Genomic DNA, 25,598 nt, shown 5'->3' on the forward strand with positions numbered 1-25,598 from the left:
CCGGGAACCTTTTGGAATCGAGTATAGTTTGTTACTTACATATCCAGCAAGCGAATTAGCTCATCTTCATCCTCAATGACTTGAATGCCTAACTGCTGCGCTTTGGCCAGCTTACTGCCAGCTTTTTCACCAGCGATAACTAAATCCGTCTTCTTGGACACACTTCCCGACACCTTTGCTCCGAGTGCTTCCAGACGTTCAGCTGCTTCATCGCGGGTAAGCTTTTGCAAGGAACCCGTCAATACGACCGTTTTGCCACTAAAGAAGGAATCGGTACTAATAGGACGTGGTGCCTCAGGAGCCTTTGCTTCCACACCCAACGCCCGCAAGCGGGAAACATTAGCTACTACAACTGGATCTGCGAAGAAGCTGACAATGCTCTCTGCGACAATCCCACCAATGTCTGGTAACTCAGCTAGCTCCTCGGCTTTGGCCTGCATCACAGCATCCAGATCGCGGAAATGATCAGCCAACATCTTTGTCGTTGCTTTACCTGTGTTAGGAATCCCTAACGCAAAGAGAAATGAAGCAAGATCTCTACCTTTGCTATCTTCTAAAGCTTGCAGCAAATTCTGTGCTTTTTTCTCACCAAAACGGTTCAGCTGTACAAGCTGCTCAAAGTTCAGTTCATACAGATCCGCAGAGTCATGTACATTAAGCTCATCATAGAGCTGACCCGCTGTCTTCTCACTGAATGTCTCGATATCCATCGCATCACGCGAAGCAAAGTGGGTGATCCGACTGATAATCTGCGGCCTGCAATTCAGTTTATTGTTACAGAAAAGATGTGCTCCGCGCATTTCTAACGGATATCCGCAAGCTGGACAATCCTCAGGGAAAATAATCTCTCCACCGTCATTCTCCTCTGTTACCTTACCGAGAATTTCTGGGATAACATCATTGGAACGGCGAATAAAGACCCGCGAACCTAAGGCAAATTTCAAGTTTTTGCGCTCAATATCACCCACATTATTCAGGGTGCAGTTCTGAACGGTAACTCCAGCAAGCTCTACAGCCTCAACCCGAGCCAGCGGAGTCACTTTACCTGTACGACCTACATTCCAGCTAACGGACTCCAGCACGGTCGTCGTTTCTTCGGCTTCAAATTTATAAGCTACTGCCCAACGCGGGAACTTGTCAGTGTATCCAAGCACCTCACGGATTCTGAAATCCGTGACCTTAATTACAGCCCCATCAATGAGGTAATCAAGACTCGAACGACTCTCCTCGATTCCAGCGAGCTGCTCAGTTACATCATCAAAATCATTGCAGTAGGTCAGGTATGGGTTCACTTTAAATTTGTTATTCCGCAGAAAATCCATCATTTCCTGATGGTCAGCGAACTCCGCGCCTTCTGCAAAGCCTACATTATAGAAAAAAGCGTTCAAACGGCGGTCCGCAGTAGTCTTCGGATTAAGATTACGCAGTGCACCTGCTGCTGCATTACGCGCATTCTTCAGCGGCTCTGCAGCCCGTGTATTATAATCAGCCAGCACAGACAGATTCATAATCCCTTCACCCTGAACCTCAATGACCCCATCCTTGAAAGGAATCGTCAATGGAACAGATTTGATGGTCTTCACCTGTGCAAGTATTCCTTCGCCAACTACGCCATTGCCACGCGTTGATGCCTGTTCGAGAACACCATTACGATAGGTTAAATTCAGCGTCAAGCCATCGAACTTCAGTTCTACTGCATAACAAGGATCAGGAAGAGGGGTGTCTGGATTCTTGAGATTGTATTCATTCACTAACCGGAGCACCCGGGTATTCCAGCTGCGCAGCTGTTCAATATTCTGTGCTTTATCCAGACTCCAAAGCGGTGCCAGATGCCGATGCGGCGTGAAGCCCTTAAGCAGCTCTCCACCTACACGTTGTGTAGGCGAATCCGGTAGTACGAAGCCACTCTCAGCCTCCAGTGCTACAAGCTTGTCGTATAAAATATCGTATTCCTTATCGCTGACTAGCGGTGCATCCAGCGTGTAGTAGTGGTAATTATAGTTATTTAATTCCGCAACAAGCTCTTCCATCACATGCATAGCATCCATGCAGGTACATCCCTCCGTCAATAAGTTTCCTAAAGTTAGCGTGGTCTAAATATCCGTTCGTTAATCGTTGTCTGCTATTATTCCACTTTGGTAATCGGCGCAAACCCCGCAAGCAGGCGTTTCACACCCACCGGTGCCGGAAAAGCAATCTGCAGCTCCGTGTCATTCCCGCTGCCTTTAACAGATACAACGGTGCCCGTGCCCCATTTGCCGTGGGAGACCTTGTCACCCGCCTTGTAATCGCCAGCTGCAGCAGCCCCTGCTCCGGTAGCACGCTGTGCGCCTCCGGAGGTCACGGTCACGCTGCTCTTGCTTGCCGCCGCTGACGCCGTGCTTCCGCCGCCTGCCGGCGTAGCTCCGGCGGCGCCACCCCGGCCGCCAAAGTTCCCACGGCCACCGCTGCCGAAGCCGCGTCCGCCGTAAGCACCGCCTGCCTCCGCGCCTCCGCGCTGGAAGCGGTCTTGAGTCTTAACGGTATCTTCCTTCAGTTCCTCCGGAATCTCCTCTAAGAAGCGGGACGGCTGGTTCGCCGTCGTCCGGCCAAAGAGCGTACGCATCCGCGCACAAGAGAGAAACAGTTGTTTCTCCGCGCGGGTGATCCCCACATACGCAAGCCGGCGTTCCTCCTCCAGCTCGTCGTTGTCCTGGAAGGCACGGCTGTGTGGGAACACGCCTTCTTCCATTCCGACGATAAATACCGTCGGGAACTCCAGACCTTTGGCGCTGTGCATCGTCATTAACACAACCGCATCACTACGATCCTCTTCGTCATCGTTCACACTATCGATATCTGCGATAAGTGCAAGATCCGTGAGGAAGGAGACCAGCGACTTGTCTTCGTTGTTCTTTTCAAACTCCATCGTCACCGATAAGAACTCATCGATATTCTCTAGCCTCGAGCGTGATTCGAGTGTGTTTTCATTTTGCAGCTCCAAACGGTACTGCGACATTTCCAGTATTTTTTCCGTCAATTCGGTTACAGACAAGAACTCCACCATACGGTGCAGAGCTTCAATCATATCGTAGAACTCTACTAGCATATTCCGCGTCCGTCCAGCAAAGCCCAAATCATCGACCGTTTGCAGTACTCGGAAAATAGAAACACCACGTTCACCAGCAGCAGCTGCCAGCTTGCCAACCGTTGTATCCCCTAATCCACGCTTAGGAACATTAATAATACGCGTCAGGCTGATATCATCATCAGGGTTAGACAGTAAACGTAGATACGCCAGCAGATCCTTGATTTCTTTACGATCATAGAACTTGATCCCGCCAACGATTTGATATGGAATATCTGATTTGATCAAAATTTCCTCTATTACCCGTGACTGAGCATTCGTCCGATACAGAATCGCGTGATTCTGGTAAGCTTGACCTTGCTTCACATTTTTGCTGATTTCTCCGGTTACAAAATACCCTTCGTCATGCTCGGAATCCGCCCGGTACACCTTAATCTTGGCGCCTTCCTCGGAATCGGTCCACAGCTTTTTCGGTTTACGGCCACTATTAAGCGCGATTACCCCATTGGCTGCATTCAGGATATTAGCGGTTGAACGGTAATTCTGTTCTAGCAGAATCGTCTTCGCTTCCGGATAATCCTCTTCAAAATTAAGAATATTCGTAATATCCGCACCACGCCAGCGATAGATCGACTGGTCACTATCCCCTACCACGCAAATGCGGTGGTGGCTGTCTGCCAGCATGCGGCACAACATGTATTGTGCTCTGTTCGTATCCTGATACTCATCCACATGGATGTATTTGAACTTCTTTTGGTAAAAATCCAGAACCTCGGGAACTTCCTTAAATAATTCGATAGTCTTCATAATCAAATCATCAAAATCAAGCGAGTTATTGCTTCTCAAACGCCGTTGGTACATTTTATAAACCTTGGCAACTAAACCTTCGAAATAATCACCGACTTTTTGCTCATACTGCGCCGGAGTAATCAGTTCATTCTTAGATGCGCTAATTATGGCTTGTACAGCTTTCGGTTCGAATTTTTTCGTATCAATATTCAGTTCCTTCATGCAATTACGAATGACTGATAACTGGTCTGTAGAGTCCAGAATCGAGAAGTTGGAAGTAAACCCAATGCGCTCAATATCCTTCCGCAAGATCCGAACACACATGGAGTGAAAGGTGGATACCCAAATATCTCTTCCCTCAGGTCCAACGAGCTTAGATACACGTTCCTGCATTTCCCTCGCAGCTTTATTCGTAAATGTAATCGCCAAAATCGCCCAAGGCGGCGCCTTTCGATTAGCAATCAGCCAGGCAATTCTGTGAGTCAGCACTCTCGTCTTCCCACTGCCCGCACCAGCCATAATCAAAAGGGGTCCTTCAGTAGTTTCGACAGCCTGCCTTTGTGGAGGATTCAATCGGCTGACCGCGTCTTGTATGTTAATAAGTTGCATGTGTAACATGCTCCTTTCTAAAAATAAAATTACAAATCATAAGTAGTCCATAAGCTAATCGCTACTCGAACTGCTCTTGTACCGTCTTTTTGACAGCTAATACCGTACGAATTGCCTGCTCTACATCCCGATAAATAATATTGCCGACAACTACTGTATCACATAGAGCTGCTGCCTGCTCGGCCTCTGCCTCACAAGTAATGCCGCCTCCATAAAATAGTTGGGCTTGCTCCACCATCTCACGCACTATACGTACTGTCTCCATATCCCCAAATCTACCACTATATTCAAGATAGACTATTGGCAGTGACATCAGCTTGTCCGCAACCTGGGCATATGCAGCCGCCTCTTCAGCATTAATGGTTGTCTCGGCCCCTGTAATCCGCGCAACTGAAGAATCACTGTTCAAAACGACGTAACCTTCCGTTAGCAGCTGATCCCATGGGATCATAAATCCATAACGCTCTATAGCTCGACGATGATGGCCTACAATCCAAGCTGGATCAGGTGTATTTAGCACCATAGGAATCATATAAAGATCAAATCCGGGTACAGCAGCTTCAAGTTCGGATACCTCGAGTGCACAGGGCAGCTCAAAACGTCTTACTCTTGATAAGAGATCTACTGTATTCTCATAAGTAACTCCTGTAGAGCCTCCTATCAATATGGCATCCGTGCCGGACAAGCAAACGGCTTCCAAATCCTCATCTGAAATCATACGATCTGGGTCCAACTTAAACACATGCCGCCAAGGTTTGATCATTTGCTGTACTGATTTCATGGGAATCATCCTTAATTGTCATTTGGGCAAGACAAAACACTCCTGCCGCCGCAAAAGATATAGATCTAGTCTATGCCAGCACAGGAGGTGTGTCAATTTAAAGCGAACAAAAATACGAACATTTTTTCGCATGTAAATTTGAGGTCCCCGCAAAGTACCTGAATACGCATCTGAGGAAAGCACCACTTTACGGGGATATATTAGTTGTAATGAGTGGAGATAGATTTCAACGTATACTTCTGAGGTTATTCAAATCATTTTCAGGCACAAAATCACTATAAAATCCGTCTACACCCATACGAGATAGCTCTCTAATCTCATCCTCTTCATCCACTGTATGAACGTATACACGAGCTCCGATATTTTTTAACTGTTTGACAAAACTCTTGGTGGCCCGGCTAACTGGCATCGTAATATCCACACCTGTTTTTTTAACAAACTCAATAACTTGTTCATCCGTATCCTTAGATTGGTACAGGGTGTAAAGCACTTCTGGAAAAGAATACACCTTATTGATCTCATCAAGCATCGGCTGATTGTAGATCTGTGGAACTATCCGCTCCAACAACGCTGGATCCCGACGCTGCGCCGCTTCGGTCAGCAATGTAAATTGCTTCTCTATAAGTTCCGGTTGGATTTCTTTGGTATCCGTAACGATATAAGCATCTGGATAATTCTGCATTAGATCAAGCACCTTCTCAATATCAAGCGGAGAGTATATATTCAGGATGGGGCTGTCCATAAATTCCTCGTAATCTAGTGCCACACCCTGTTTATTAGCAGGGAGAACCTCCAACTGACCTAAAAGCTTGCTCATATTGCCTGTCCATTCATGCCGAGCAACCAACTTATCATCCTTCGATAACAAAAAATCAACTTCAAATACGCGAGTTCCCCGTTCATAGTTAGCGACAAAGGCCTCCCAAGCATTGGTATACGTGTAGCCGTTAATTCCCCCCATGGCATGTGCAACGATTCTGTGCGTTTCAAAACCGCTCGCGGGTTGTTGCTCTTCCTCTTTGTTCAACGTTATTACAAGAATTATTATTAGTGCGACAATCATTACTACGGTTGCAATAATCTTTTTCTTATTCATAGTTGTGGGTTTCCTTTGCAAAGTTTAGATTAGAAAATTAATACCCCGCTCTGCCAGTGGCAAAACGGGGTATTATTAAAATTTCACAAATCTAAATAAGTGCAGGTCTCAATATGCGTTTTTGTTAACGAAGCCGTTGCGAATCGTTTTGAAAATAATTCGAATATCGAACAGTAAGGACCAGTTCTCGATATAGAAAATATCGTGCTTAATCCGTTCCTCAATTGAAGTGTCCCCGCGCAGCCCATTGCTCTGTGCCCAGCCCGTAATTCCTGGACGCACATGGTGCTTCACCATATACTTCGGAATTTCATCACGGAATTGTTCTACATAAAATGGTCGTTCTGGCCGTGGGCCAACTACACTCATATGACCGAGTAATACATTAAAAAATTGCGGAAGCTCATCCAGACTTGTCTTACGGATAAAGGTTCCAAATCGAGTTCTACGAGGATCTTCCCGCGTACTCCAACCTGTATCCTCTTCCCCGTCCTGCTGCAGCTTCATTGAACGAAACTTATACATCATAAAATTACGCCGATTAAGTCCCACCCGTTCCTGCCGGAATATGATCGGTCCCGGTGAGGTAAGACGTACGCCGAGAGCTACGATCAGCATCACGGGAGATATCATAATAATAGCGAATAGAGAGAACACGATATCAAACAAACGTTTTGCCATCTTATTCCCCGTCATATCCAGTGGAATATCACGAACATTAATCATTGGCATACCTGCAAAGTTATCAAAGTAAGGACGCGCCGGTAAATAATCAAAGAAATCCGGAATAATCAATGTGCGTACCCCTGCTTTTTCACAGGCCGCAATAATCGAAGGATATTTAGAATGCGCATCGAGCGGCAAAGCAAGAATAACCTCGTCCACAGGCAGCATCTCCAGCATTCCGGATAACTGATCGACCGTTCCCAGGATCGGTTTATACCGTTGCTCCTCAATCCCATCCCAAGTATGGTAATCGTCTAAAAAGCCAATGGCTTCATATCCAAGCTCAGGATATTGTTCCAAATTGTTGTAGAATCTTTTGCCGAGTGTACCAGCGCCGATGATAAGCACGAATTGGCGGTTGAAGCCCTTTTCTCGAAAAGATTTAAGCATCTTCTTCAACACATAACGGTAAAGCATAATGGAAAGAACATTAAATCCCATATAAATAGCCAGATATGTACGGGAGATATCAATTTCTTTCACGAAAAACATTAGACCGAGCAGGATGAAGATGCTCATGATATGCACTTGAAAAATCTTAATAAACTCATCGACAAAACGTTTCTTACGCTTAGGCAAATAAAGCGATAAAAGGATACCGATTAAGACAGCTACTACGCCATAAATCATACTCCAATAAGCGTAAGACTCTACAGGCAGCGTGTTATAAGATTCCATCCATCCGCTCTTGAACTTGATCCACCAAGCCGCTAAAAAGGACAGTTGGATGACAAGAAAGTCAGCAACCATATAGAGCTGTGTCAAAAATTTCTGATTCCGCCGAATCATAATCTCACCTCAGTATTCTTATCGTTACGAGCGCCTGTTTCCGTAGCAGAGCTAAGACTCTGTGCAGGTGATGGAACTGCTTTAGGAAAGATTAGGGCATTCCGCAAGAGGGACAGGGCAAACTTCACACCAACACCAGCATATACTGTTCCATTTATAATACTGTTGTACTTCCTGCTATAATGCTTACGGTGAAATAATATCATTGCCCGGTGAAATTCATAGACGATCTTAAACGGTCTACGTCTGGCACTGCCGCCTTTGAGATGTACGATGGAGGTCTTCGGATAATAATAAATCTCCCAACCAGCTTCTTTAATACGATAGCACCAGTCTAAATCCTCACCGTACATAAAAAACTCTTCATCTAAGCCGCCTACCTGATCAATCATCTCCCGCCGCAGCAGCATAAACGCACCCACCAGACAATCTATCGGGTAATCAAGATCAGGGTCCAGATAACCTAACTGGTAACCGTTAAACTTCGGTCGATCCGGAAACAACTTACTGAAACCAAAAGCATAATAGAAGGAAGCTGACGGTGTAGGAAATCCTCGCTTACACGCTTTATCCAGCGACCCATCTGGCAATATAATCTTACATCCTGACGCCCCAACATCGGGACGACCATCCATAAAGGAGATCATCGTCTCCAGCGTATCCCTGCGTACCACCGTATCTGAATTGAGCAATAGTACATACCGTCCGGATGAAGCTTCCATCCCCTGATTATTTGCACGGGCAAAACCGACATTGTCGTTATTTGCGATCAACATGACACTTGGAAACTCTCTACCAATCATCTCTACCGAATCATCATGGGAATTGTTGTCTATCAAAATAATCTCATAGGAATAGTTCGTTTCTGAGTCATATACCGACCTGATACAGTCCATCGTCAGGCGACACGTGTTGTAATTGACAATAAGTATGCTTACATCTACATTCACTGCGTAACGCTCCTGACAAATATAGTAATCTACCGACAATTATTATAACATAAAACCTCCCTGAGATGAGATGACCTTTCAGGGAGGTTTTTCCAGATACTGTTTGATTTACGTGTTCTTTCGCTCTTTTACGATGGTCTGTATATATTTTCGTTTCTTTTTTAACGCTGGGAGCTGAGTGAAAAAGGATTTCCACACTACGATTAACTTTGGCTCTCTCAGAAGCATATAACCATGCGCGGCAATTTCATAGGGAAGGGAAATCAAAATTGTCTTCAGCATAGTTCGAGCCGATTCATTCTTGTAGATCATTTTGTAGCGATTAATGTAAGATATTCGCCGGATGAACATTGGTTTGGTACTACGGCCAGACGTTTTCCACCCACGTTCATGATACCCAATTGCCTCAGCATCATAATACCCCTGCCAGCCAAATAGCTGTGCTCTCCAAGCCACATCCACATCTTCCTTATATGCAAAAAAATCTGCATCAAAAAACTCCCCATCAACACTAACGTCTTCAATCATCCGTCGAGAATACATCGCCGCCGCCCCAGATACACCAAATACTGTACCCGACTGTTTCCATAGTTCTGCTGGCTCCCCCGCACCACGGTCAAACGCACGACGTGCCTTGTTCATCTGAAGACCAGTGCTATCCACTGATCCGTGATCAGCCTTTAGCAAAAGCATACCTGTGGCGCTGCCGATCTGTGGATTATTCTCCATCTGTGTGATTAGTCTGGAGATATAGTCTGGAGCGAGCGTCAAATCCGGATTAAGGACTAGTATGTAATCTGTTTCTGTAGCAGCTATAGCTTGGTTATGAGCTGGGGCGAAGCCTGTGTTTTTTTGATTTTGGATAAGTAGAAGGCTCGTGGGCGCTTCCTTGTTAGCTTGTGAATTGATAGTATCGACCATGTTAAAGAAAGTGTTCACTTTCTCTGCACAATCGTCCGAAGACGCATTGTCCACAACAACAATTTTCTCAATAGGATAATCCTGTGCCATTACTGCCTCTAAGCAATCTATAATATCATCCGCACTGTTGTAGGTGACGATATGTACACTAACTGTTTTGTTATTCATGAGTATCCTCGACTTTGTAATTTCTTATTAACTACCTACTTCCTTCTTATTATAACGAAAGAACACAAAAAACTCCCGCATCGTTATAAACGATATGGGAGTTTCAATTGGTATTGTTCTATTCTTTTAACTCTAAGAGGAAATCTCTCAAGCCTTCACGCCAAGGTCGAATGTCCTCAAAACCATTCGTACGTATGGACAGATGCTCCATCACCGAATTCCGAGGACGTGGTGCAGGTCTTGGAAACTGTTCCGTGGCACACGGTTCAAGCGCAGCAGTGAATTTAAAACCCAAAATATCCTCAGCCTCTGCAAAGATCGCCTGTGTAAATTCAAACCAGGTACAAGAGTCGCTATTTGACGCATGGTATACACCATACTTCTCAGTTTGAACAAGCTCAAGCAAGAATCGAGCTAAATCGACTGTATAAGTAGGCGAACCTTTTTGGTCATCAACAACTTGAAGCATTGGCTTTTCTTGACCAAGCTTTAGCATTGTTTTGACAAAGTTATTCCCGTATTTGCCGTACACCCATGATGTTCGTACGATGAAATACTTAGAGGTGAGGGATTGAACGAGTACCTCACCCGCACGTTTCGATTTGCCGTATATACTCTTAGGGTCTGTATTATCATATTCATGGTAAGGCTGTGCTCCCATACCATCAAACACATAATCCGTGCTAATATACACCAGCTTAGCCCCAGTTTTTTCAGAAGCTAGCGCTACATTTCGGCTGCCAGTAGCATTAATTAAATAAGCTGCATCAATATCACTTTCTGCCGCATCTACTGCCGTATGAGCAGCACAGTGAATAACCGCATCCGGTCCAAACCCGCCAATAACTTGGATACACTGATCCAGATCAGTAATATCCATCTCCTGACGATCGCAAGCCAACACTTCGTGACCTTGATGCTGGAGCAGTAAAACTACGTCCTGACCTAGTTGTCCGGCCGCACCTGTAACAAGTACCTTCATAGCTAGTTTACCTCCGTATCAAAATTACAATGAGTCGCCTAAACGATCACCATATTGCTGTTCAGCATATTTTTGGTATTCCCCAGATTGAATACGGGTCCACCACTCGCGGTTATTGAGATACCATTGTATAGTTTCTTTAATACCTGTTTCAAACGTATGTTTCGGCTTCCATCCCAGTTCATTCATAATCTTAGTTGGATCGATACCATAACGGCGATCATGACCTGGACGGTCTTGGACATAAGTAATCAAAGAATCGGGCTTGCCTAGTTCCTGCAACACCGTGTTTACAATATGCACATTCGTACGTTCATTATTACCACCAATGTTGTAGACTTCGCCGTTCACACCCTTGTGAATAACCAGATCAATCGCGCTGCAATGATCCTCAACATACAACCAATCGCGGATATTCATTCCATCGCCATAAACAGGCAACGCTTGATCAGCAAGTGCACGGGAAATCATCAGCGGAATAAGCTTTTCCGGGAATTGGTACGGGCCATAATTGTTTGAGCAGCGGGTAATATTCACTGGCAGTCCAAACGTTTCGTGATATGCACGTACTAGTAAGTCTCCGCCTGCTTTACTTGCTGAGTATGGACTATTAGGAGCTAAAGGAGTTTCTTCGGTGAATAATCCAGTCGCTCCCAGTGATCCATATACCTCATCCGTAGATACTTGAACAAATTTAGTGATACTGTATTTTTTCGCCGCATCCAAAAGCACTTGTGTTCCAAGTACGTTCGTCTTCACAAACACTTCCGGCTCTAAAATACTCCGATCCACATGCGATTCAGCCGCGAAATTAACAACGACATCGACACCCTGGCTAATCAGTTCATCCATCGCAGTAACATCAGTAATATCAGCCTTTACAAAAGTGTAATTAGGATGGTTCTCAATTGCTTTCAGATTCTCTAGATTGCCTGCATACGTCAACGCATCTACATTAACGATTTCGTAATCAGGGTGTTGTTGCAGCATATACAGCACAAAGTTGCTGCCGATAAACCCAGCTCCGCCGGTAACTAGCAGTTTCATTTATAGCCCACCTTTTGTTCTTTGAGATTATATTTAAGTTTTTGCTTTCCACTTTTAATCAAAGTTTATTTCCGCATCTTTCAGTAATGGATGACGTTGATCCTTATCCGACAATACCGGACTAGAAATCGGCCAATCAATACCTAAGGCTGGATCATTCCATAATATGCCGCGATCATTTTCAGGGGAATAATATTCGTCCACCTTATATAATACTTGGGTGTTAGGTACCAACGTACAGAAACCATGTGCGAAGCCTATAGGCACCAGTAGTTGACGTTTATTATATTCGCTAAGAATTACTCCGACCCATTGACCAAATGTAGGGGAATTACGACGGATATCTACGATAACATCGTAAATCACACCGGATAAGACGCGGATTAACTTTGTTTGCGCTTTAGGGGTCAACTGGTAGTGCAGCCCACGTAACACCCCAACCTCTGCGGAGAGGGATTGATTGTCTTGAACGAAATTGTAAGTTATACCGAGTTTATGCATTATCTCTTCGTTGTAGCTTTCCATAAAAAAACCCCGGTTGTCGCCATGAACTACAGGTTCTAGTATACTAGCGCCTTGTAGTTGTAGAGGTGTAACTTTCATATTGCAAAGCTCCTTCACATCTAAAGTTTCAGTTTTCCGAATTCTTCACCAAAGAGAAGGTCTTGAGCCAAGTTATGTGCTTTAGCTAATGAGGCATGTGTACCTGCATCCGTCCACCAGCCCTGTAGAATATCAAATGTCAATTCTCCACGTTTGATATATGCATTGTTAACGTCTGTAATCTCTAATTCTCCACGTGCAGAAGGAGTAATCGTTTTGATAATATTAAACACTTCACTATCGAACATATAAATGCCTGTTACTGCATAGTTTGATTTAGGCATAACTGGTTTCTCTACAATAGAAATGATTTGATTTCCATCTAGTTCAGGTACACCAAAACGCTTAGGATCAGAAACTTCTTGTATTAAAATCTTCGCACCTGTCCTTTGTTCACGGAAATTACGCACATACGGAGCAATATCGTCAGCAAATACATTATCGCCAAGGATAACGATCATTTGATCATCTCCGACAAATTGCTCTGCCAAGTCCAATGCCTGCGCAATTCCACCTGCTTCATCTTGTACTTTGTAAGTAAAGCAAACACCCATTTCATGGCCACTGCCTAATAAATTCACTACATCACCCATATGTTCTTTACCAGTAACGATTAGTATGTCTGTTACATCAGCTTGCTTTAATTTATAAACCGAATGAAAAATCATTGGGTATTTGCCCACGGGAAGAAGATGCTTGTTTGTTACTTTGGTTAAAGGGTAAAGGCGTGAGCCTGTACCTCCTGCTAAAATGATGCCTTTCATTAGGTGACCTCCAACTTTTAGGACTTAAACAAATCCGAAAATGAAATTCCATACTGTTTAATCCACTCTTTAATTTGTTTATTATCGACTTTTTTTATTTTATTTATATCCGATCTCTTTTTCATCATTATAAAGAGTTTTCCCCATACATCCCTGTGTGCTTTTAATAAAGTTAGAAACAACTCCTTTTTTGAGGAGTTATTCATTAACTCATTAGTCGCCCCCTTCTCCTTATACATATTATACAACTGAAATAGATACAGTCTTATTGTATAAATGGGATTTAGTAATACCAAATATAGAGGGTAATTCTTCATAACAAACCAATAATGATTACGTTCAACCAAATAGGTTTTAAAAAGAGAGTACTTTCCAGATGACGCAGAGTATCTATGATATACAATTGCATCCCCTACATATAAACATTTCCAGCCAGCAATTTGGAGACGAAATCCTAAATCTGTATCTTCACAGTAACAGAAAAAATCCTCATCAAATAACCCTACTTCATCAAGAGCCTTTCTTCTATACATAGCAGCACATCCACTAGGTATAAGAATGGGTTCAGAAACATTATATTTTAGTACATTCTCATTTCTCCCCCTACCTCGTGACATACCGCTTGCATTTACAAGTAGGCCAGCAGAATCCATGACATCTGGATCATAGTGAGAAATAATTTTACAACCACAGCTTCCAAGTTCAGTATTTCGTTCAAGTTCATTTACTAACTTTTCTAACCATTCTGAGTCAGCTCTAGCATCATTATTCAGTAGAGCAATATATTCGCCCTTAGAATGATTAATTGCTTCATTATTCCCCTTTGCAAATCCCAGATTTTCAGTTGATTCTATCAGTTTTACAAAGGGATATTTTTTTATCAATTCTACTGAATTGTCAGCAGAGTTATTATCTAATACAATAACTTCGAAATTCTCATACGTCTGATTAATCAAAGACTCTAGACAATCTACAATATATTCCGCTCCGTTGAAATTGACTATAATAATAGATACCAACTTATTCATTACTCATCTTCTTTCTAGAACGTTTTTTCCTTTCTTTTAGTACTGACACACTATACGGTAATAAGGGTAGCCCGTACAATGCCAATATAAAATAAGTTAAAAACTTACTTGCTAAGATTGGAGAGATCACAGTGAGTGTTGTGTAACCCCAAAAATGTAATACCGCCAGCATCGTAACTTCCGTACTACCTTGGCCCCCCGGTATCATACTTAATACACCGACAATCATCCCTAAAGAGTGTACAAGAATAACTTTTGCTATTGTAATTTCAATATTGAATGCATGGAAAATAAAATATAAATAAAAATACTCAGATATAATAGTTAATAAAGATGTTGCAATAATAATAATACCTAACTTAGGGTTCTTTATCGGGATTAACAAACTCTGTTTTATATTTGATAGTACATTCTTTAATTTGGGTCCAAGAATCTTATACATTATTAATAACAACAAGAATACAAATACTATTACAATAGATATCAGTAGATAATTATCTTGAATTCCTTTTATACTATCATTCAAAAAGGAAAGTAGGCCTTCACTAATTACAAAAACTGCAAATAATGAGTATAACAAGACACAGAGTAATTCTATAATTTTATCGAGAAATAAAATGGGTAGAACCTTCGATATATCCACTGTGTACTTAAGTTTCAGATAAGCTGATACAAGGATTTCTCCGGCTCGCCCTGGGATAAAAGCCCCCATTAGTTGACTAGACGCGGTTAATGATACAGTTTCCTTAAAACTAATATTCGTATATACTCTCATAATTTTATTTAATTTAAAAGACCTCAGTAAGAGCACTAAAGAGTACACAAGAATTCCGATAATAAAATAATAGTAATTCACATTACTAAAATTATTTTCAACATATACTAAGAGTATCAGAGAGACTACTGTTCCCAAAACAACATATAAAAGTCTTTTCCTATTCACCTCTCACCATTCTTCTCTCCGTTGTAATTTCTTCATTTAAGTTATTAATTTTGACTTCCAAGTTGTTTATTTGTTGTTTTAATAAACCAATTTCTTGGGACATTTGACGTACTTTTATAGATGAATTTGAAATAGACACGGTTAGCCCGAATATAATCACCAATCCAGAAAGTATACCCACTAAAAACACAAAATTTGAAGGTGCTTGGAAACCAAATATATTCGTAAAATAAAATGCGATTTGAGGCACTAGAGAAATCACTAACATAACAATAACGACCAAAATCCATAAAAGTGCGTATCTTAATTGTAATTCATACTTTTTAATCATATTAATTAAAAAAAACAGTAAAATCAAACATAAGAAAATAAGAGAAATTTGTAATTTTAAAGGGAACAATATAACCCCATCCTTAAGTAACTTGATGTTTTCTTGTAAAGTCAATAATAATAGCAAGAGTAACTTTAATCATATAATAAATTGATTTTAACGACTTAATTGATGAAGTTCCACCACTACGTTCCCTCATTTGAACAGGTATTTCTGCTATTCTGTATCCATTTCTGCTAAGAGCCATAATAGATTCTGGTTCAGGATAATCTGTTGGATAATTGTTTGCGAAAAAATCAATTACTTTTTTGTTACATGCTCTAAATCCTGAAGTTGGGTCACTTACATTGCGTTTGGCCAACAACTTCAATAAACCCGAGAAATAAACTATACCAATTCTCCTAGTAATCGATGATTGAAACCCTTCTTTTTCAATAAATCTTGAACCGATTACAAAATCAAATCCATCTTTTACTATGGGTTCTATTAAGTTTTTGATATATGCCGGATTATGTTGCCCATCACCATCAATCTGTATAGCAATATCATAATTATTCTTTTTGGCATAGATATACCCTGTCTGAACAGCACCTCCAATACCTAGATTGCACGGTAAATTTATTACATTAGCATTATTTTTTTCACATATAACAGAAGTCAAATCAGTTGAATAATCATTGATAATAACAAAATCTAAAATATCTGAATAACCAGATAACTCATTAATTAACGCTTCAATATTTTCCTCTTCATTGAAACATGGGATGATCCCAAGTACTTTCATTAATTCACTATCCTTTCAATGAGATTTAGAAAAGCTCAAATAATCAATACAAATATGTCATAGCTTAACAACAAAGCAATTGCAAAAACATTAGTCTGATTCTTAACTTTTTAAAAAGGGATTGCTCCATTGATTTTAAGGATATAATTCAGCAATACTATAAACAATAATAAACACAAAGATAAAATCACATATATATCAATCTTTTTATCTTTAATTACAATATTATTCGATGAGATTATAAGAAATAGTAGAGGAGAAACAGGAATGAAATACCTGCCTTGAATACCAAGAATAAGATTGTTGCCTACAGTAGTGTAGCCCGTATATAGAGCTGTATAAGTTAAGATAATAACACCTACTATGATTACAACAAAAATGAGTTTTCCCTTAACATTTATAGTTAAAGAGTCTCTTTCATAATCACTACTCTTAAGTATAGCGGTGAAAAGTAATAAAAAAATAAAACCAAAAACTAAAGAAGAAGAAAGTGAATATCCATAATTTGTAACTGCCTTTCCAAGCATGCCCATAAACTGCGAATCACCTAGACTTATTAAGGTATCAAACATAGTCTTAATATAGCGGAAAGGGTGAGTTAATACATAATGCACTTGGTTACTTGGGGAAATTCCTGTATCTCCACGAACGTCAGGGACCGCTAAATTTTTTAAATTAAGCAAATTCCAAATCAACATTGGCAGCAGAGAGCTTACCAATATAATAAGAATTTTTTTTGTATATTTAATTTTATCCCCAAATTTTTGATAAGGTATAGCAAATATCAAAAGCAACAAGGGAAGGTAAACTGGTTTTGAAATCGACATATACATACCCACTGTAGTTAATATCCAAAAATCCTTAGTGTTTATTTCAAGTATTTTTTTATTGTACCCTAAGTTAAGAACAACTGAGATAAACAAAAATGAGGATCCAATCATAAGAGCATCTGCCGAAAGTGATGTTGCTTGAATAAGAGTCATGGGCAATAGAGCTATTACAAGAAGCAGATTTTTCTTAAATGGTAATATTTTTAACGAGAAAAAAACAGTTATAACATAAGCAAGAAAGTTAAATAATCTACCTAAATAAAGCATCATTATTGGAGGTGAATTAAAGATTCTCCCTAAGAGAACGCCCAATGCCTGAGGTATATAAAGAACTGGTGAATATATAGATGCATAATTCCTATGAAAAACTCGCTCTTGAGGATTCAATTCCATAGAAAATGTATCTTTCACAACATTATATTGATACCCAGTATAATGGACATACCTCACTTTATTAACAGTTGAGATTAAGCTCGTAGGTATATAATTTCCAAGTTCTCCGTTAACCGTTTGATTAATGAATTTCCCTTCTGAAACTTCATACGCTCTATAGAAATGATCCAACTCGTCCAAATGTTCAAAGGGTGGAAAAATAACAACAAAAAATAATCCTATTGATAATGAAAGAATTACAAATATCTTTTGAACATTCCCTCTAAATTTAAATATAAGTAAAGTAACAACAACAAATAGCAATAAAAAAGAAATTAATAATAAGTAAAATGTTCCGTTAGTTAACGCAGCCGTTGTATTACTAGCAAATAACTTAAAATAAATACTTCCATCTTGAATCTGATCATTAATAAAGAATTCCCCTAATTGATTATTGCTTCTCCATAATGTTACAGAATTCCCCCCAGATAAGCCTTTACTTTTAATCTCAAATTCTAACAATCTCTTTTTGGAATCATTATCACTATTCGGTATTTCTATGGAAATATCCTGACTATCCGGAAGTTGGGAAACGTCAAAAATCTTATGCTCTATTACCTGGCCATTTTCCTTTAAATCAAAGTATAGTTCTCCGGTATTGGCTCTTTTAAAAGTCCCAAATGGTATCTTGATTTCTAAATTGGCCTGACCATTCACCTCGAATTTCTGCGTGATCGTCATTTCATCTTGTATTTCCCCAATGATATCATCCGTTTTTTCTTGACTAATAATCATGGCCTTATCTTGATTAATCTTCGTGAAAAAATCCTTATTTTCAAATATAACGTTTGAAAAATATATTGCAGAAATCAGAATAAAAAACGCAAAAAGTACCTTCTGAGTATTAAGTACTTTATTATGAAAAAATAATTTCATCGAAAAAAATCCCCACTTCATCTTATTTTCGAATATTTTTAAAGGATTTGGCATTCACTCAAATTCATTTCAACTTTTCTGATAATTCCTGTATAAATAAGAATTGCTCTCCTTCACTCAGATAATCCGCCATACTTTCTTTATCCCCAGCCTTTTTATTCCCCTCAAACTCAGTACACAGCTTAGTAAGTTGTGCAGCGATTGAATCTGGACTTATATTATCAAGGGAATATATATTATGATGTAATTCTGAAAGATTCTTATTCTCATAGTTGTTTGTTAAGACTAGTATTCCAAAGTGTGCCATTTCTAATGGAGGATAACTAGGATGAGGGGAAATCATTAAAGACACACCTAATGCACTCTCCTTTAATTCATTGGCGTAGTCTTCAAGAGACATTTTACCTTTAGATTTTATTACAACTCCATTTCCGATTTCCACATCACTATGATGCTCACCTGCTGAAATCACTTCCCACTGATCCGCATTAGGCTGGGTCCAAACCCAGATTCTTAACGATTCCACAATTAAAGCGAAAGCATTTCTGGCCACTGAAGGCCTGCCATATATCAGTATTTTCTTTTTCTTTTCCATCTTATCAAATGATATCAAATGTTTTTTTAACGATGAATTAAGTTTAGGTTCAAAATAGTATTCCTCTGTAAATTTGTAACCATGATTGTTGAAAAAATTTTTCAGCAAACTAGAGTTAAATACCGCAATTTGCTCTCCCTTATATAAATAAGTACTTAGAGCAAGAGAGTATTGACTTGACCAAGAATAGAATCCAGGCTCAAAATCCTGAATGAAGTAAATTATTCGCTTCGGTTTTTGATTGTAAAACTCCGCTTGCCATTTCACTATTCTTTGAGCAAAATATGCTGTCCACCAAGAAGTGGCGATAAATATATCTTCTTTCCCAACGGGTATTGTTTTATTATATCTATCATTGAAAGAAACTATCTGAGAGTTGCCATCCACATCATTTTCACTAGAAACGTGAGTATACCCTGAAAATTTCAGTAAGTCCTCACTATTTGGCGCTGCATCAGTAGTAATAATCCGTCTAAAAGAGTCTTGTTCATATTTATACAACTGGTCAAAAAAATTGATGGCAGTTGATATGCCACCAAATAAATGTTCTTGATTAATCGAAGGTACGAGTAAATTTATCCGTCTTTTTTCAAATGAAGTACTTCGCGGGTTAAAGGGCGTAATTTCACCAATGTGGGAATTCAAATAAGAGTTCACAGTGGATTGATATGCTTTTTTGATCACCTTATTATTTTTCGCCTTTCTAAGAATATGTTCAATTAACCTAGACATTGTCATCATTCTCCTTGAGATAATTTTGGTACAAGACTATTCAAGCTTAAGTTCTTATTAAAGTAAGGATCCCCACTCTTCAAATACGGTCCATAGAATAATGCTGATAATTCAAAATCAATTGGTGGTATATAAGAAGATCTTGATTTCGATTCTAAGTGATATAGCCTTACGTGTGGATCATAAATATTGACTAAATTATGTTGGAGTGCACGTAATGAGATTTCAACATCGCTACCGCATATGATGAAGTCTTCATTAAATAATCCGATTTTATCTAAAGTCTTCTTTGATATCGCGAGACATGCCCCAGTAGAAGCAATTACATTTCTAGTGACCATGGGCGATATAAACGGAGAACCAAAATGATTTGGCGCCATACTTTTAAAGATATGATCGGCCCATCCTCCTAAACCAATTACAACTCCAGCATGTTGAATTGTTTTATCTTCATATAGGAGTAAGCCTCCAACAGTTCCAACATCATCACGTTGAGCCTTCTCAACTAATCGCTGTAACCAGTCTTCTTTAATAACTACCGTATCATTATTTAAAAATATAAATACTTCGCCACTCGCTTCCTTTATTCCATGATTATTTAGTTTCGACCAATTAAAATCATAATTAGCATCAATAATCTTTACATTTTTATCATTTTGTTGTTTAAACCAATCTAATGTTTCTTGTTCGACTGAATTGTTATTAACAATAATAATTTCGTAATCTGGATACTTTGTTTTTTGAATAATGCTTGAAACACAAGGTTCCAATAGTTCAATTTTATCTTTTGTAGGAATAATGATACTAGCCTTTATTGTTTTGATTTTATATCTACTATCATAAACAAATAAATGCTCATCTTCAGTAGCATAAGCGTTACCTTCACCAAAAACCCTCACTAAGTGTTCGTTTAAAGCAGCAAGTCCCGCAGTATGCGCATAAGGTTTAGAATATGGGTTCAAAGCTGTAGAAGTCTCTAATTCCCTCCATGAATAAAGAACTTTGGGAATATGATGAATTTTCGATGATCTCTCACTCATCCTTAGAACGAGATCATAGTCCTGGCTACCGTTGAACTCAGTTCTAAACCCACCCACTTCGTGGAACAGTTCCCTTTTGAAGACCAAAAAATGACCAATATACATTTGTGACCGTAATAAATCAGGAGACCAGTCTGGTTTATGAAGAGGACACTTTTTCTTACCATACTCATCGACTTTATCTTCATCAGAATATAAAATATCTGATTTTTCTTTATTAAGGGATTTGACGACTTGATATAACGCGTCCCTTGTGATTTCGTCATCATTATCCAATAACGCAATATACTCGCCTTCTGCTAATGAGACAGCTTCATTAGAAGCACTTGATATCCCCGAGTTTATTTTCAAAGTCTTAATTTTAATTCTCGGATCATCAATACCTTCTAAATATTTGATTGTATTAATATTATCAGAGCTATCATCTACGATGCAGATCTCCCAGAATGAATACAATTGCTCTTTTACTGAGTTAATTGCAATTTCCAACCACTTTGGTTCAACATTATAAACTGGAATAATTATTGATATTAAAGGACGGTAAGTAAACTTTTCTATTTCTATCTTAAGCTCTTCAATTTCCTCAAGATTAATATCTTGGTATGCATAATCTGATGTTAACTCACTAACCGTGACAGCAGAATGCATTTTACTATTCAGGGAATTAAATCCATTCCTCCGTAGTTCATTAATTCCTTTCTTTGCTAAAGACGGGTTGTCTTTTAATTTCTTAAATACAGTTTGTCCAAACTTAATTTTACTTCTCAACTTCTTCGGCACTATCTTTTTGATTCTATTTTTTATTCTAAGCTGCTGAGATATAAGTTCTAACTGTTGAACGTAATTATCTTTATGAGAATTTTCTTCCTTCAACAGATTCACTTCAGTATGCAAAATCTCTACTTGTTCTAAGAGAGAGAGATTTTCTGTAGATACTAACTGTTTTTCTGATTCCAAACGTTTGTAATCTTGTTCTTTCATTGTTATAAGATCATTTAATTCTTCATTTATTGCATTTTTTCTTCGTAATAGTTCCTCTTTATTTTGCATTTCATTTGTAAATTTTTCAATCAATTCATCTTTTTGTTTCACATCATATAAGACTTTTTCAATCAATTCGTCCTTTTGTTTTAATTCAAAATTTTTAGATATTAATTCTTTATGTGTTAGGTCATAAACACTTAAATTAATCAAATCTTTTTCAAGATTATCCAGATTTTCAAGTACATTTACACTAACTGGATTCTCATTTTTAGTATCAATCATTTTCATTGTTTTTTTAATCATATTGAGATTTTCAGATACAAAGAAAAAATTTCTGTAGCAGGGCCCGTTAAAGTCGTTTTGATATATATTAGTATTATAATAATCATCAATGGATTCTCTATAAGAGTATAATGACGATCTACCAGTTGCCAAAAAATGAATTTTAATCATTTTCTCCCATATATCAACTCTTCCATGGGTAAAATGAAGATATGGCCATTGTTTTTCATTAAGAAAATCTATAAGTTGCCCTGCTTCGGGTAGACCATTTTGGCGATGCTCTTCAAGCCATTGATAATTAAATCCATACATAGTCTCAAAATATTTATTTGCTCGAATTTCTGCATTTTCCACACCAGTAGTATTGAAAGGTGCTGCCAAAATAAACCCATGTTTAGAAACTCTCATTAACTCAGAAATAAAATTCTGCCTGAGTAAGGGACTTATGTGTTCAAATACATCAAGGGCAATTACTAAATCAAACGTATCAGTCTCAATTGGCATATTTGTTGCGTCCCCTTCAATATAAGAAGGATCACTTTTAAGTTCTTCTGGTACTATGATATCTAAATAAGTTATTTTGTCAGTTACAAGGAACTTTTCTAAGTTTTTATGCTCATTAGCCCCAACTTCTAAGATCGAGAAAGCCTTATTGTCTTCACGTATTAAATTAATAAGATCAGCTGCATTTTTATATCTTTGATATTGATCAAATGGAACAACCATGCTTAAACACTCCAATCTAGATATGAAAAATCAATTTAATATTTCCCATTTATGATTGATATAAACAAGTCCTTCAGAGAAATATTTATTCGTAATATTAAAACTAACTACATCTTGCTTATAATCTAAACAAACTATTCCTTCATTATTGAAAAGACCTACATCTAGTTGATACGTCCCACCAAGTAATGGCAAACTTGGTATTACATATTTCACTTTATGCCTACCCCTAATATCAGGAATCTTAACTTTTTCTAGATGGGTATTCGGGCCAAATATATATTCTCTATCAGGAGTATAGAGCGCAACCCCTACTAATAAGCCTGGAATTGTCTTTTCATAAACTTCATATTCAACCTCAACTTCAACTTCATCAAACGTTTTGAACTTATTTTTATTAATATTCACCTTAGTAATCAATGATAGAATGTCTGGGTTACTTGGAATAACAAAATCATCGTGTGATACTTCCGCTGACTCCTTCAGCTCAATAACGTCATCACTATTTTCCAAATTACTATATCTCATGTAATCTTCATATAAATCAACAACTTCGCTAGAATCGCCTTCTGCCTCAATTCTTCCGTTCTTAATCCACACCGCTTTATTACAAAACCGTTTCACTTGTTCGGAAGCATGTGAGACAAATAATATAGTCGTCCCTTTGCTTTTTAATTCTTTCATTTTATCAATACACTTTGTCTGAAACCTTGCATCTCCTACAGCCAAGGCTTCATCTACTATTAAAATATCTGGTTCTACATTTATCGAAACAGCAAAGGCTAGTCTTGCAAACATTCCGCTGGAATAGACTTTAACCGCTTGATCTATAAAAACCCCAATATCTGCAAAATCAATTATAGCGCCGATTTTTTCATCCATTTTTTCTCTGGTGTATCCCATCATTAATCCATTTAAATAAATATTTTCCCTACCTGTATATTCCGGATTAAATCCTGCTCCCAACTCTAATATAGCAGAGATCTTCCCATTTATTTCAATCTCACCGCTGGTAGGAGTCAACACTCCAGTAATTAATTTTAAGAGCGTAGATTTGCCAGAACCATTTTTGCCTAGTATACCAATTGCATCGCCTTTTTCTACTGATAAAGTAATCCCATTTAGGGCTACAAACTCTTTATGGTAATTCTTTTTAAAAGGATGAATAGCTTCTTTAAAACGATCCATCGGTTTATCATATAGTTTGTACGATTTCACTATATTCTTTATATCAATTATCCCGTCCATCTCATCACTCCTAAAGTACATCAGAAAAATGCGGTTTAAGTTTCTTAAATACCTTAAGACCAAAGGTTAACATCAAAAAACATAAAAACCAGAAATAAGCTGTTTGGTACGGTCTATCAAAAAATAATACATTGTCTATTAAAGAATCCCTGAATCCCTGAACAATATAAAACATAGGGTTTAACTTAAACACTCGTCCCCAAAAATCAGATAACATTGTTACCGACCATCCAATAGGAGTAAACCAAAATCCCATTTGTAATATTACGGCTATAATTTGATTCAAATCCTTGAAGAAAAGAACAACCGCCGAAGTGAAAAACGAAAGTGATATCACTAATATTAACAGGCAAAAAACATAATATATTAATTGAGCATTATAAAGGGTTGGGTAATATCCATATATTGCGTAAACGATAAGTATAAAGGCAATGAAAAATAGATGTACAAAAAATGCAGAAAATACCTTTACTAAAGGTAATAATTCAATTTTAAACACAACTTTTTTTACTAGATAATTATATTCAGTAAAGGCATTAGTTGCACTTGAAAATGCATCTGAAAAGAAAAACCAAGGTATAATTCCAGCAATAAACCAAATTATAAATGGTATGTTTCCTACATCTCCACTTCTTAGACCAACCTGGAAAACAAACCAATAAGTAACTATTGTCAAAAGAGGATTAATAAATCCCCATAAAACGCCTAAATAAGAGGAAGCATATTTAGTTTTGAAGTCATTCTTAGCTAAATTTATTATTAGATTCTTATTTCCCAAAAAATCGTGGGCGAAATTAAAAGTTTCTTTCGAAAATCTTCCTATGAAGTAACAAAATCCAGCGACTATGAAACTGATAATCAATGAAATTATGCTTGGTCCTGAATCATTCCCTTGCTGAGATTGTTCAATATGTGAGCTCATATTGAACAATATAGATGGATCATTTCCCGTAGACTGAAGATCAATCTGCCCACTATTCTCATCTATATTTTTCAATTCCAATTGATTTAGTTTATAATCTAGCGTATTGAAGTTTACTTGGGCGTCGGATATTCCAGAAAAGTGAACATTTTTAATGGAAACCAAGCTTTCTTTATTCCCTGGATCTATTCTAATGAAGGCAAACCCTTTAGGAACCTTAAACTCCAAACTCTGCCAAATACCGGGCTGTGGGTATGGTTTGCCTATTGAGTCGGTCTCATTCCATCCATTATTAGAAGTAGAGAAAAAAATCTGATAATCATCTGATATCTCTGATTTAACATCCATATGTAAGTAGAGATTAACATTATCCTTAATATAAAAATCAATACAGTAATAAGAGCCTATGAAAATCACAAGTGTAAAACCTAAAAGAATAAGATGCTTTAATAACTTCATTCATATTTCCCCTAACTATTTCATTGAGTAACTTTACAAATCATATATAAGTTTAATTCAAATCAGTCATATGCTAAAATATTGTCGTACCTAC

20 protein-coding genes are annotated in these 25,598 nt (G+C 38.5%); all 20 read right to left on the bottom strand.

Features of this window, described 5'->3' with window-relative positions; all coding sequences use genetic code 11:
- Positions 1-35: 35 nt before the first annotated feature.
- The gene (ligA, locus tag NYE58_RS33345) at positions 36-2,048 is read right to left on the bottom strand and encodes an NAD-dependent DNA ligase LigA (RefSeq protein WP_076276864.1); all 2,013 of its coding nucleotides are present in this window, start codon (positions 2,046-2,048) and stop codon (positions 36-38) included.
- 77 nt (positions 2,049-2,125) lie between these two features.
- The gene (gene pcrA, locus NYE58_RS33350; RefSeq protein ID WP_076276865.1) at positions 2,126-4,465 is read right to left on the bottom strand and encodes a DNA helicase PcrA; all 2,340 of its coding nucleotides are present in this window, start codon (positions 4,463-4,465) and stop codon (positions 2,126-2,128) included.
- 61 nt (positions 4,466-4,526) lie between these two features.
- Positions 4,527-5,246: a heptaprenylglyceryl phosphate synthase gene (locus tag NYE58_RS33355; RefSeq protein ID WP_139332125.1), complete on the bottom strand. Its 720-nt coding sequence runs from the start codon at positions 5,244-5,246 to the stop codon at positions 4,527-4,529.
- 226 nt (positions 5,247-5,472) lie between these two features.
- The gene (locus tag NYE58_RS33360; protein ID WP_076276866.1) at positions 5,473-6,342 is read right to left on the bottom strand and encodes a phosphatidylinositol-specific phospholipase C/glycerophosphodiester phosphodiesterase family protein; all 870 of its coding nucleotides are present in this window, start codon (positions 6,340-6,342) and stop codon (positions 5,473-5,475) included.
- Positions 6,343-6,450: 108 nt separating this feature from the next.
- On the bottom strand, positions 6,451-7,857 hold the full coding sequence (locus NYE58_RS33365) for an undecaprenyl-phosphate glucose phosphotransferase (protein WP_076276867.1): 1,407 nt from the start codon (positions 7,855-7,857) through the stop codon (positions 6,451-6,453).
- A complete protein-coding gene (locus NYE58_RS33370; RefSeq protein ID WP_370511643.1) occupies positions 7,854-8,753 on the bottom strand; it encodes a glycosyltransferase family 2 protein in 900 nt (299 codons plus the stop codon). Before NYE58_RS33370 ends, NYE58_RS33365 begins: the two co-directional genes overlap by 4 nt.
- A gap of 162 nt (positions 8,754-8,915) precedes the next feature.
- Positions 8,916-9,896, bottom strand: a complete 981-nt coding sequence (locus NYE58_RS33375; RefSeq protein WP_341004026.1) for a glycosyltransferase family 2 protein — start codon at positions 9,894-9,896, stop codon at positions 8,916-8,918.
- Positions 9,897-10,014: 118 nt separating this feature from the next.
- Positions 10,015-10,878 (bottom strand): dTDP-4-dehydrorhamnose reductase, encoded by an 864-nt coding sequence (rfbD, locus tag NYE58_RS33380; protein ID WP_076276870.1) that lies wholly within the window; start codon positions 10,876-10,878, stop codon positions 10,015-10,017.
- 24 nt (positions 10,879-10,902) lie between these two features.
- On the bottom strand, positions 10,903-11,925 hold the full coding sequence (gene rfbB, locus NYE58_RS33385; protein ID WP_076276871.1) for a dTDP-glucose 4,6-dehydratase: 1,023 nt from the start codon (positions 11,923-11,925) through the stop codon (positions 10,903-10,905).
- Positions 11,926-11,979: 54 nt separating this feature from the next.
- A complete protein-coding gene (rfbC, locus tag NYE58_RS33390) occupies positions 11,980-12,528 on the bottom strand; it encodes a dTDP-4-dehydrorhamnose 3,5-epimerase (protein ID WP_076220601.1) in 549 nt (182 codons plus the stop codon).
- Positions 12,529-12,548: 20 nt separating this feature from the next.
- Positions 12,549-13,292 carry a sugar phosphate nucleotidyltransferase gene (locus tag NYE58_RS33395; RefSeq protein ID WP_076220600.1) on the bottom strand — a complete coding sequence of 248 codons (744 nt, stop codon included), beginning with the start codon at positions 13,290-13,292 and terminating at the stop codon, positions 12,549-12,551.
- A gap of 17 nt (positions 13,293-13,309) precedes the next feature.
- Positions 13,310-14,320, bottom strand: coding sequence for a glycosyltransferase family 2 protein (locus NYE58_RS33400; RefSeq protein ID WP_076220599.1), 1,011 nt, complete (start codon positions 14,318-14,320; stop codon positions 13,310-13,312).
- Positions 14,313-15,263, bottom strand: a complete 951-nt coding sequence (locus tag NYE58_RS33405) for a lysylphosphatidylglycerol synthase transmembrane domain-containing protein (protein WP_076276872.1) — start codon at positions 15,261-15,263, stop codon at positions 14,313-14,315. Before NYE58_RS33405 ends, NYE58_RS33400 begins: the two co-directional genes overlap by 8 nt.
- Entirely contained in the window at positions 15,256-15,663 is a 408-nt protein-coding gene (locus tag NYE58_RS33410) for a DUF2304 domain-containing protein (RefSeq protein WP_076276873.1), read from the bottom strand. Before NYE58_RS33410 ends, NYE58_RS33405 begins: the two co-directional genes overlap by 8 nt.
- 13 nt (positions 15,664-15,676) lie before the next feature.
- On the bottom strand, positions 15,677-16,378 hold the full coding sequence (locus tag NYE58_RS33415) for a glycosyltransferase family 2 protein (RefSeq protein ID WP_076276874.1): 702 nt from the start codon (positions 16,376-16,378) through the stop codon (positions 15,677-15,679).
- 110 nt (positions 16,379-16,488) lie between these two features.
- Positions 16,489-18,537 carry a DUF2142 domain-containing protein gene (locus NYE58_RS33420; protein ID WP_341004027.1) on the bottom strand — a complete coding sequence of 683 codons (2,049 nt, stop codon included), beginning with the start codon at positions 18,535-18,537 and terminating at the stop codon, positions 16,489-16,491.
- Between the two features lie 43 nt (positions 18,538-18,580).
- On the bottom strand, positions 18,581-19,843 hold the full coding sequence (locus NYE58_RS33425) for a rhamnosyltransferase WsaF family glycosyltransferase (RefSeq protein ID WP_076220727.1): 1,263 nt from the start codon (positions 19,841-19,843) through the stop codon (positions 18,581-18,583).
- A 5-nt stretch (positions 19,844-19,848) separates the two neighbouring features.
- A complete protein-coding gene (locus tag NYE58_RS33430; protein ID WP_341004028.1) occupies positions 19,849-22,875 on the bottom strand; it encodes a glycosyltransferase in 3,027 nt (1,008 codons plus the stop codon).
- 30 nt (positions 22,876-22,905) lie between these two features.
- Positions 22,906-24,123 (bottom strand): ABC transporter ATP-binding protein, encoded by a 1,218-nt coding sequence (locus NYE58_RS33435; protein ID WP_076220620.1) that lies wholly within the window; start codon positions 24,121-24,123, stop codon positions 22,906-22,908.
- Between the two features lie 10 nt (positions 24,124-24,133).
- Positions 24,134-25,504, bottom strand: coding sequence for an ABC transporter permease (locus NYE58_RS33440; RefSeq protein WP_341004029.1), 1,371 nt, complete (start codon positions 25,502-25,504; stop codon positions 24,134-24,136).
- Positions 25,505-25,598: the final 94 nt, after the last annotated feature.

Source organism: Paenibacillus sp. FSL L8-0708 (genome assembly GCF_038009325.1).
GTDB classification, from domain to species: Bacteria; Bacillota; Bacilli; order Paenibacillales; family Paenibacillaceae; genus Paenibacillus_AQ; species Paenibacillus_AQ odorifer.

Bases quoted from the DNA above. Each gene is read 5' to 3' on its own strand.
- ligA (WP_076276864.1), bottom strand. From the start codon at position 2,048: ATGGATGCTATGCATGTGATGGAAGAGCTTGTTGCGGAATTAAATAAC.
- pcrA (WP_076276865.1), bottom strand. From the start codon at position 4,465: ATGCAACTTATTAACATACAAGACGCGGTCAGCCGATTGAATCCTCCA.
- NYE58_RS33355 (WP_139332125.1), bottom strand. From the start codon at position 5,246: ATGAAATCAGTACAGCAAATGATCAAACCTTGGCGGCATGTGTTTAAG.
- NYE58_RS33360 (WP_076276866.1), bottom strand. From the start codon at position 6,342: ATGAATAAGAAAAAGATTATTGCAACCGTAGTAATGATTGTCGCACTA.
- NYE58_RS33365 (WP_076276867.1), bottom strand. From the start codon at position 7,857: ATGATTCGGCGGAATCAGAAATTTTTGACACAGCTCTATATGGTTGCT.
- NYE58_RS33370 (WP_370511643.1), bottom strand. From the start codon at position 8,753: ATGGACTGTATCAGGTCGGTATATGACTCAGAAACGAACTATTCCTAT.
- NYE58_RS33375 (WP_341004026.1), bottom strand. From the start codon at position 9,896: ATGAATAACAAAACAGTTAGTGTACATATCGTCACCTACAACAGTGCG.
- rfbD (WP_076276870.1), bottom strand. From the start codon at position 10,878: ATGAAGGTACTTGTTACAGGTGCGGCCGGACAACTAGGTCAGGACGTA.
- rfbB (WP_076276871.1), bottom strand. From the start codon at position 11,925: ATGAAACTGCTAGTTACCGGCGGAGCTGGGTTTATCGGCAGCAACTTT.
- rfbC (WP_076220601.1), bottom strand. From the start codon at position 12,528: ATGAAAGTTACACCTCTACAACTACAAGGCGCTAGTATACTAGAACCT.
- NYE58_RS33395 (WP_076220600.1), bottom strand. From the start codon at position 13,292: ATGAAAGGCATCATTTTAGCAGGAGGTACAGGCTCACGCCTTTACCCT.
- NYE58_RS33400 (WP_076220599.1), bottom strand. From the start codon at position 14,320: ATGAATAAGTTGGTATCTATTATTATAGTCAATTTCAACGGAGCGGAA.
- NYE58_RS33415 (WP_076276874.1), bottom strand. From the start codon at position 16,378: ATGAAAGTACTTGGGATCATCCCATGTTTCAATGAAGAGGAAAATATT.
- NYE58_RS33420 (WP_341004027.1), bottom strand. From the start codon at position 18,537: ATGAAGTGGGGATTTTTTTCGATGAAATTATTTTTTCATAATAAAGTA.
- NYE58_RS33425 (WP_076220727.1), bottom strand. From the start codon at position 19,843: ATGTCTAGGTTAATTGAACATATTCTTAGAAAGGCGAAAAATAATAAG.
- NYE58_RS33430 (WP_341004028.1), bottom strand. From the start codon at position 22,875: ATGGTTGTTCCATTTGATCAATATCAAAGATATAAAAATGCAGCTGAT.
- NYE58_RS33435 (WP_076220620.1), bottom strand. From the start codon at position 24,123: ATGGACGGGATAATTGATATAAAGAATATAGTGAAATCGTACAAACTA.
- NYE58_RS33440 (WP_341004029.1), bottom strand. From the start codon at position 25,504: ATGAAGTTATTAAAGCATCTTATTCTTTTAGGTTTTACACTTGTGATT.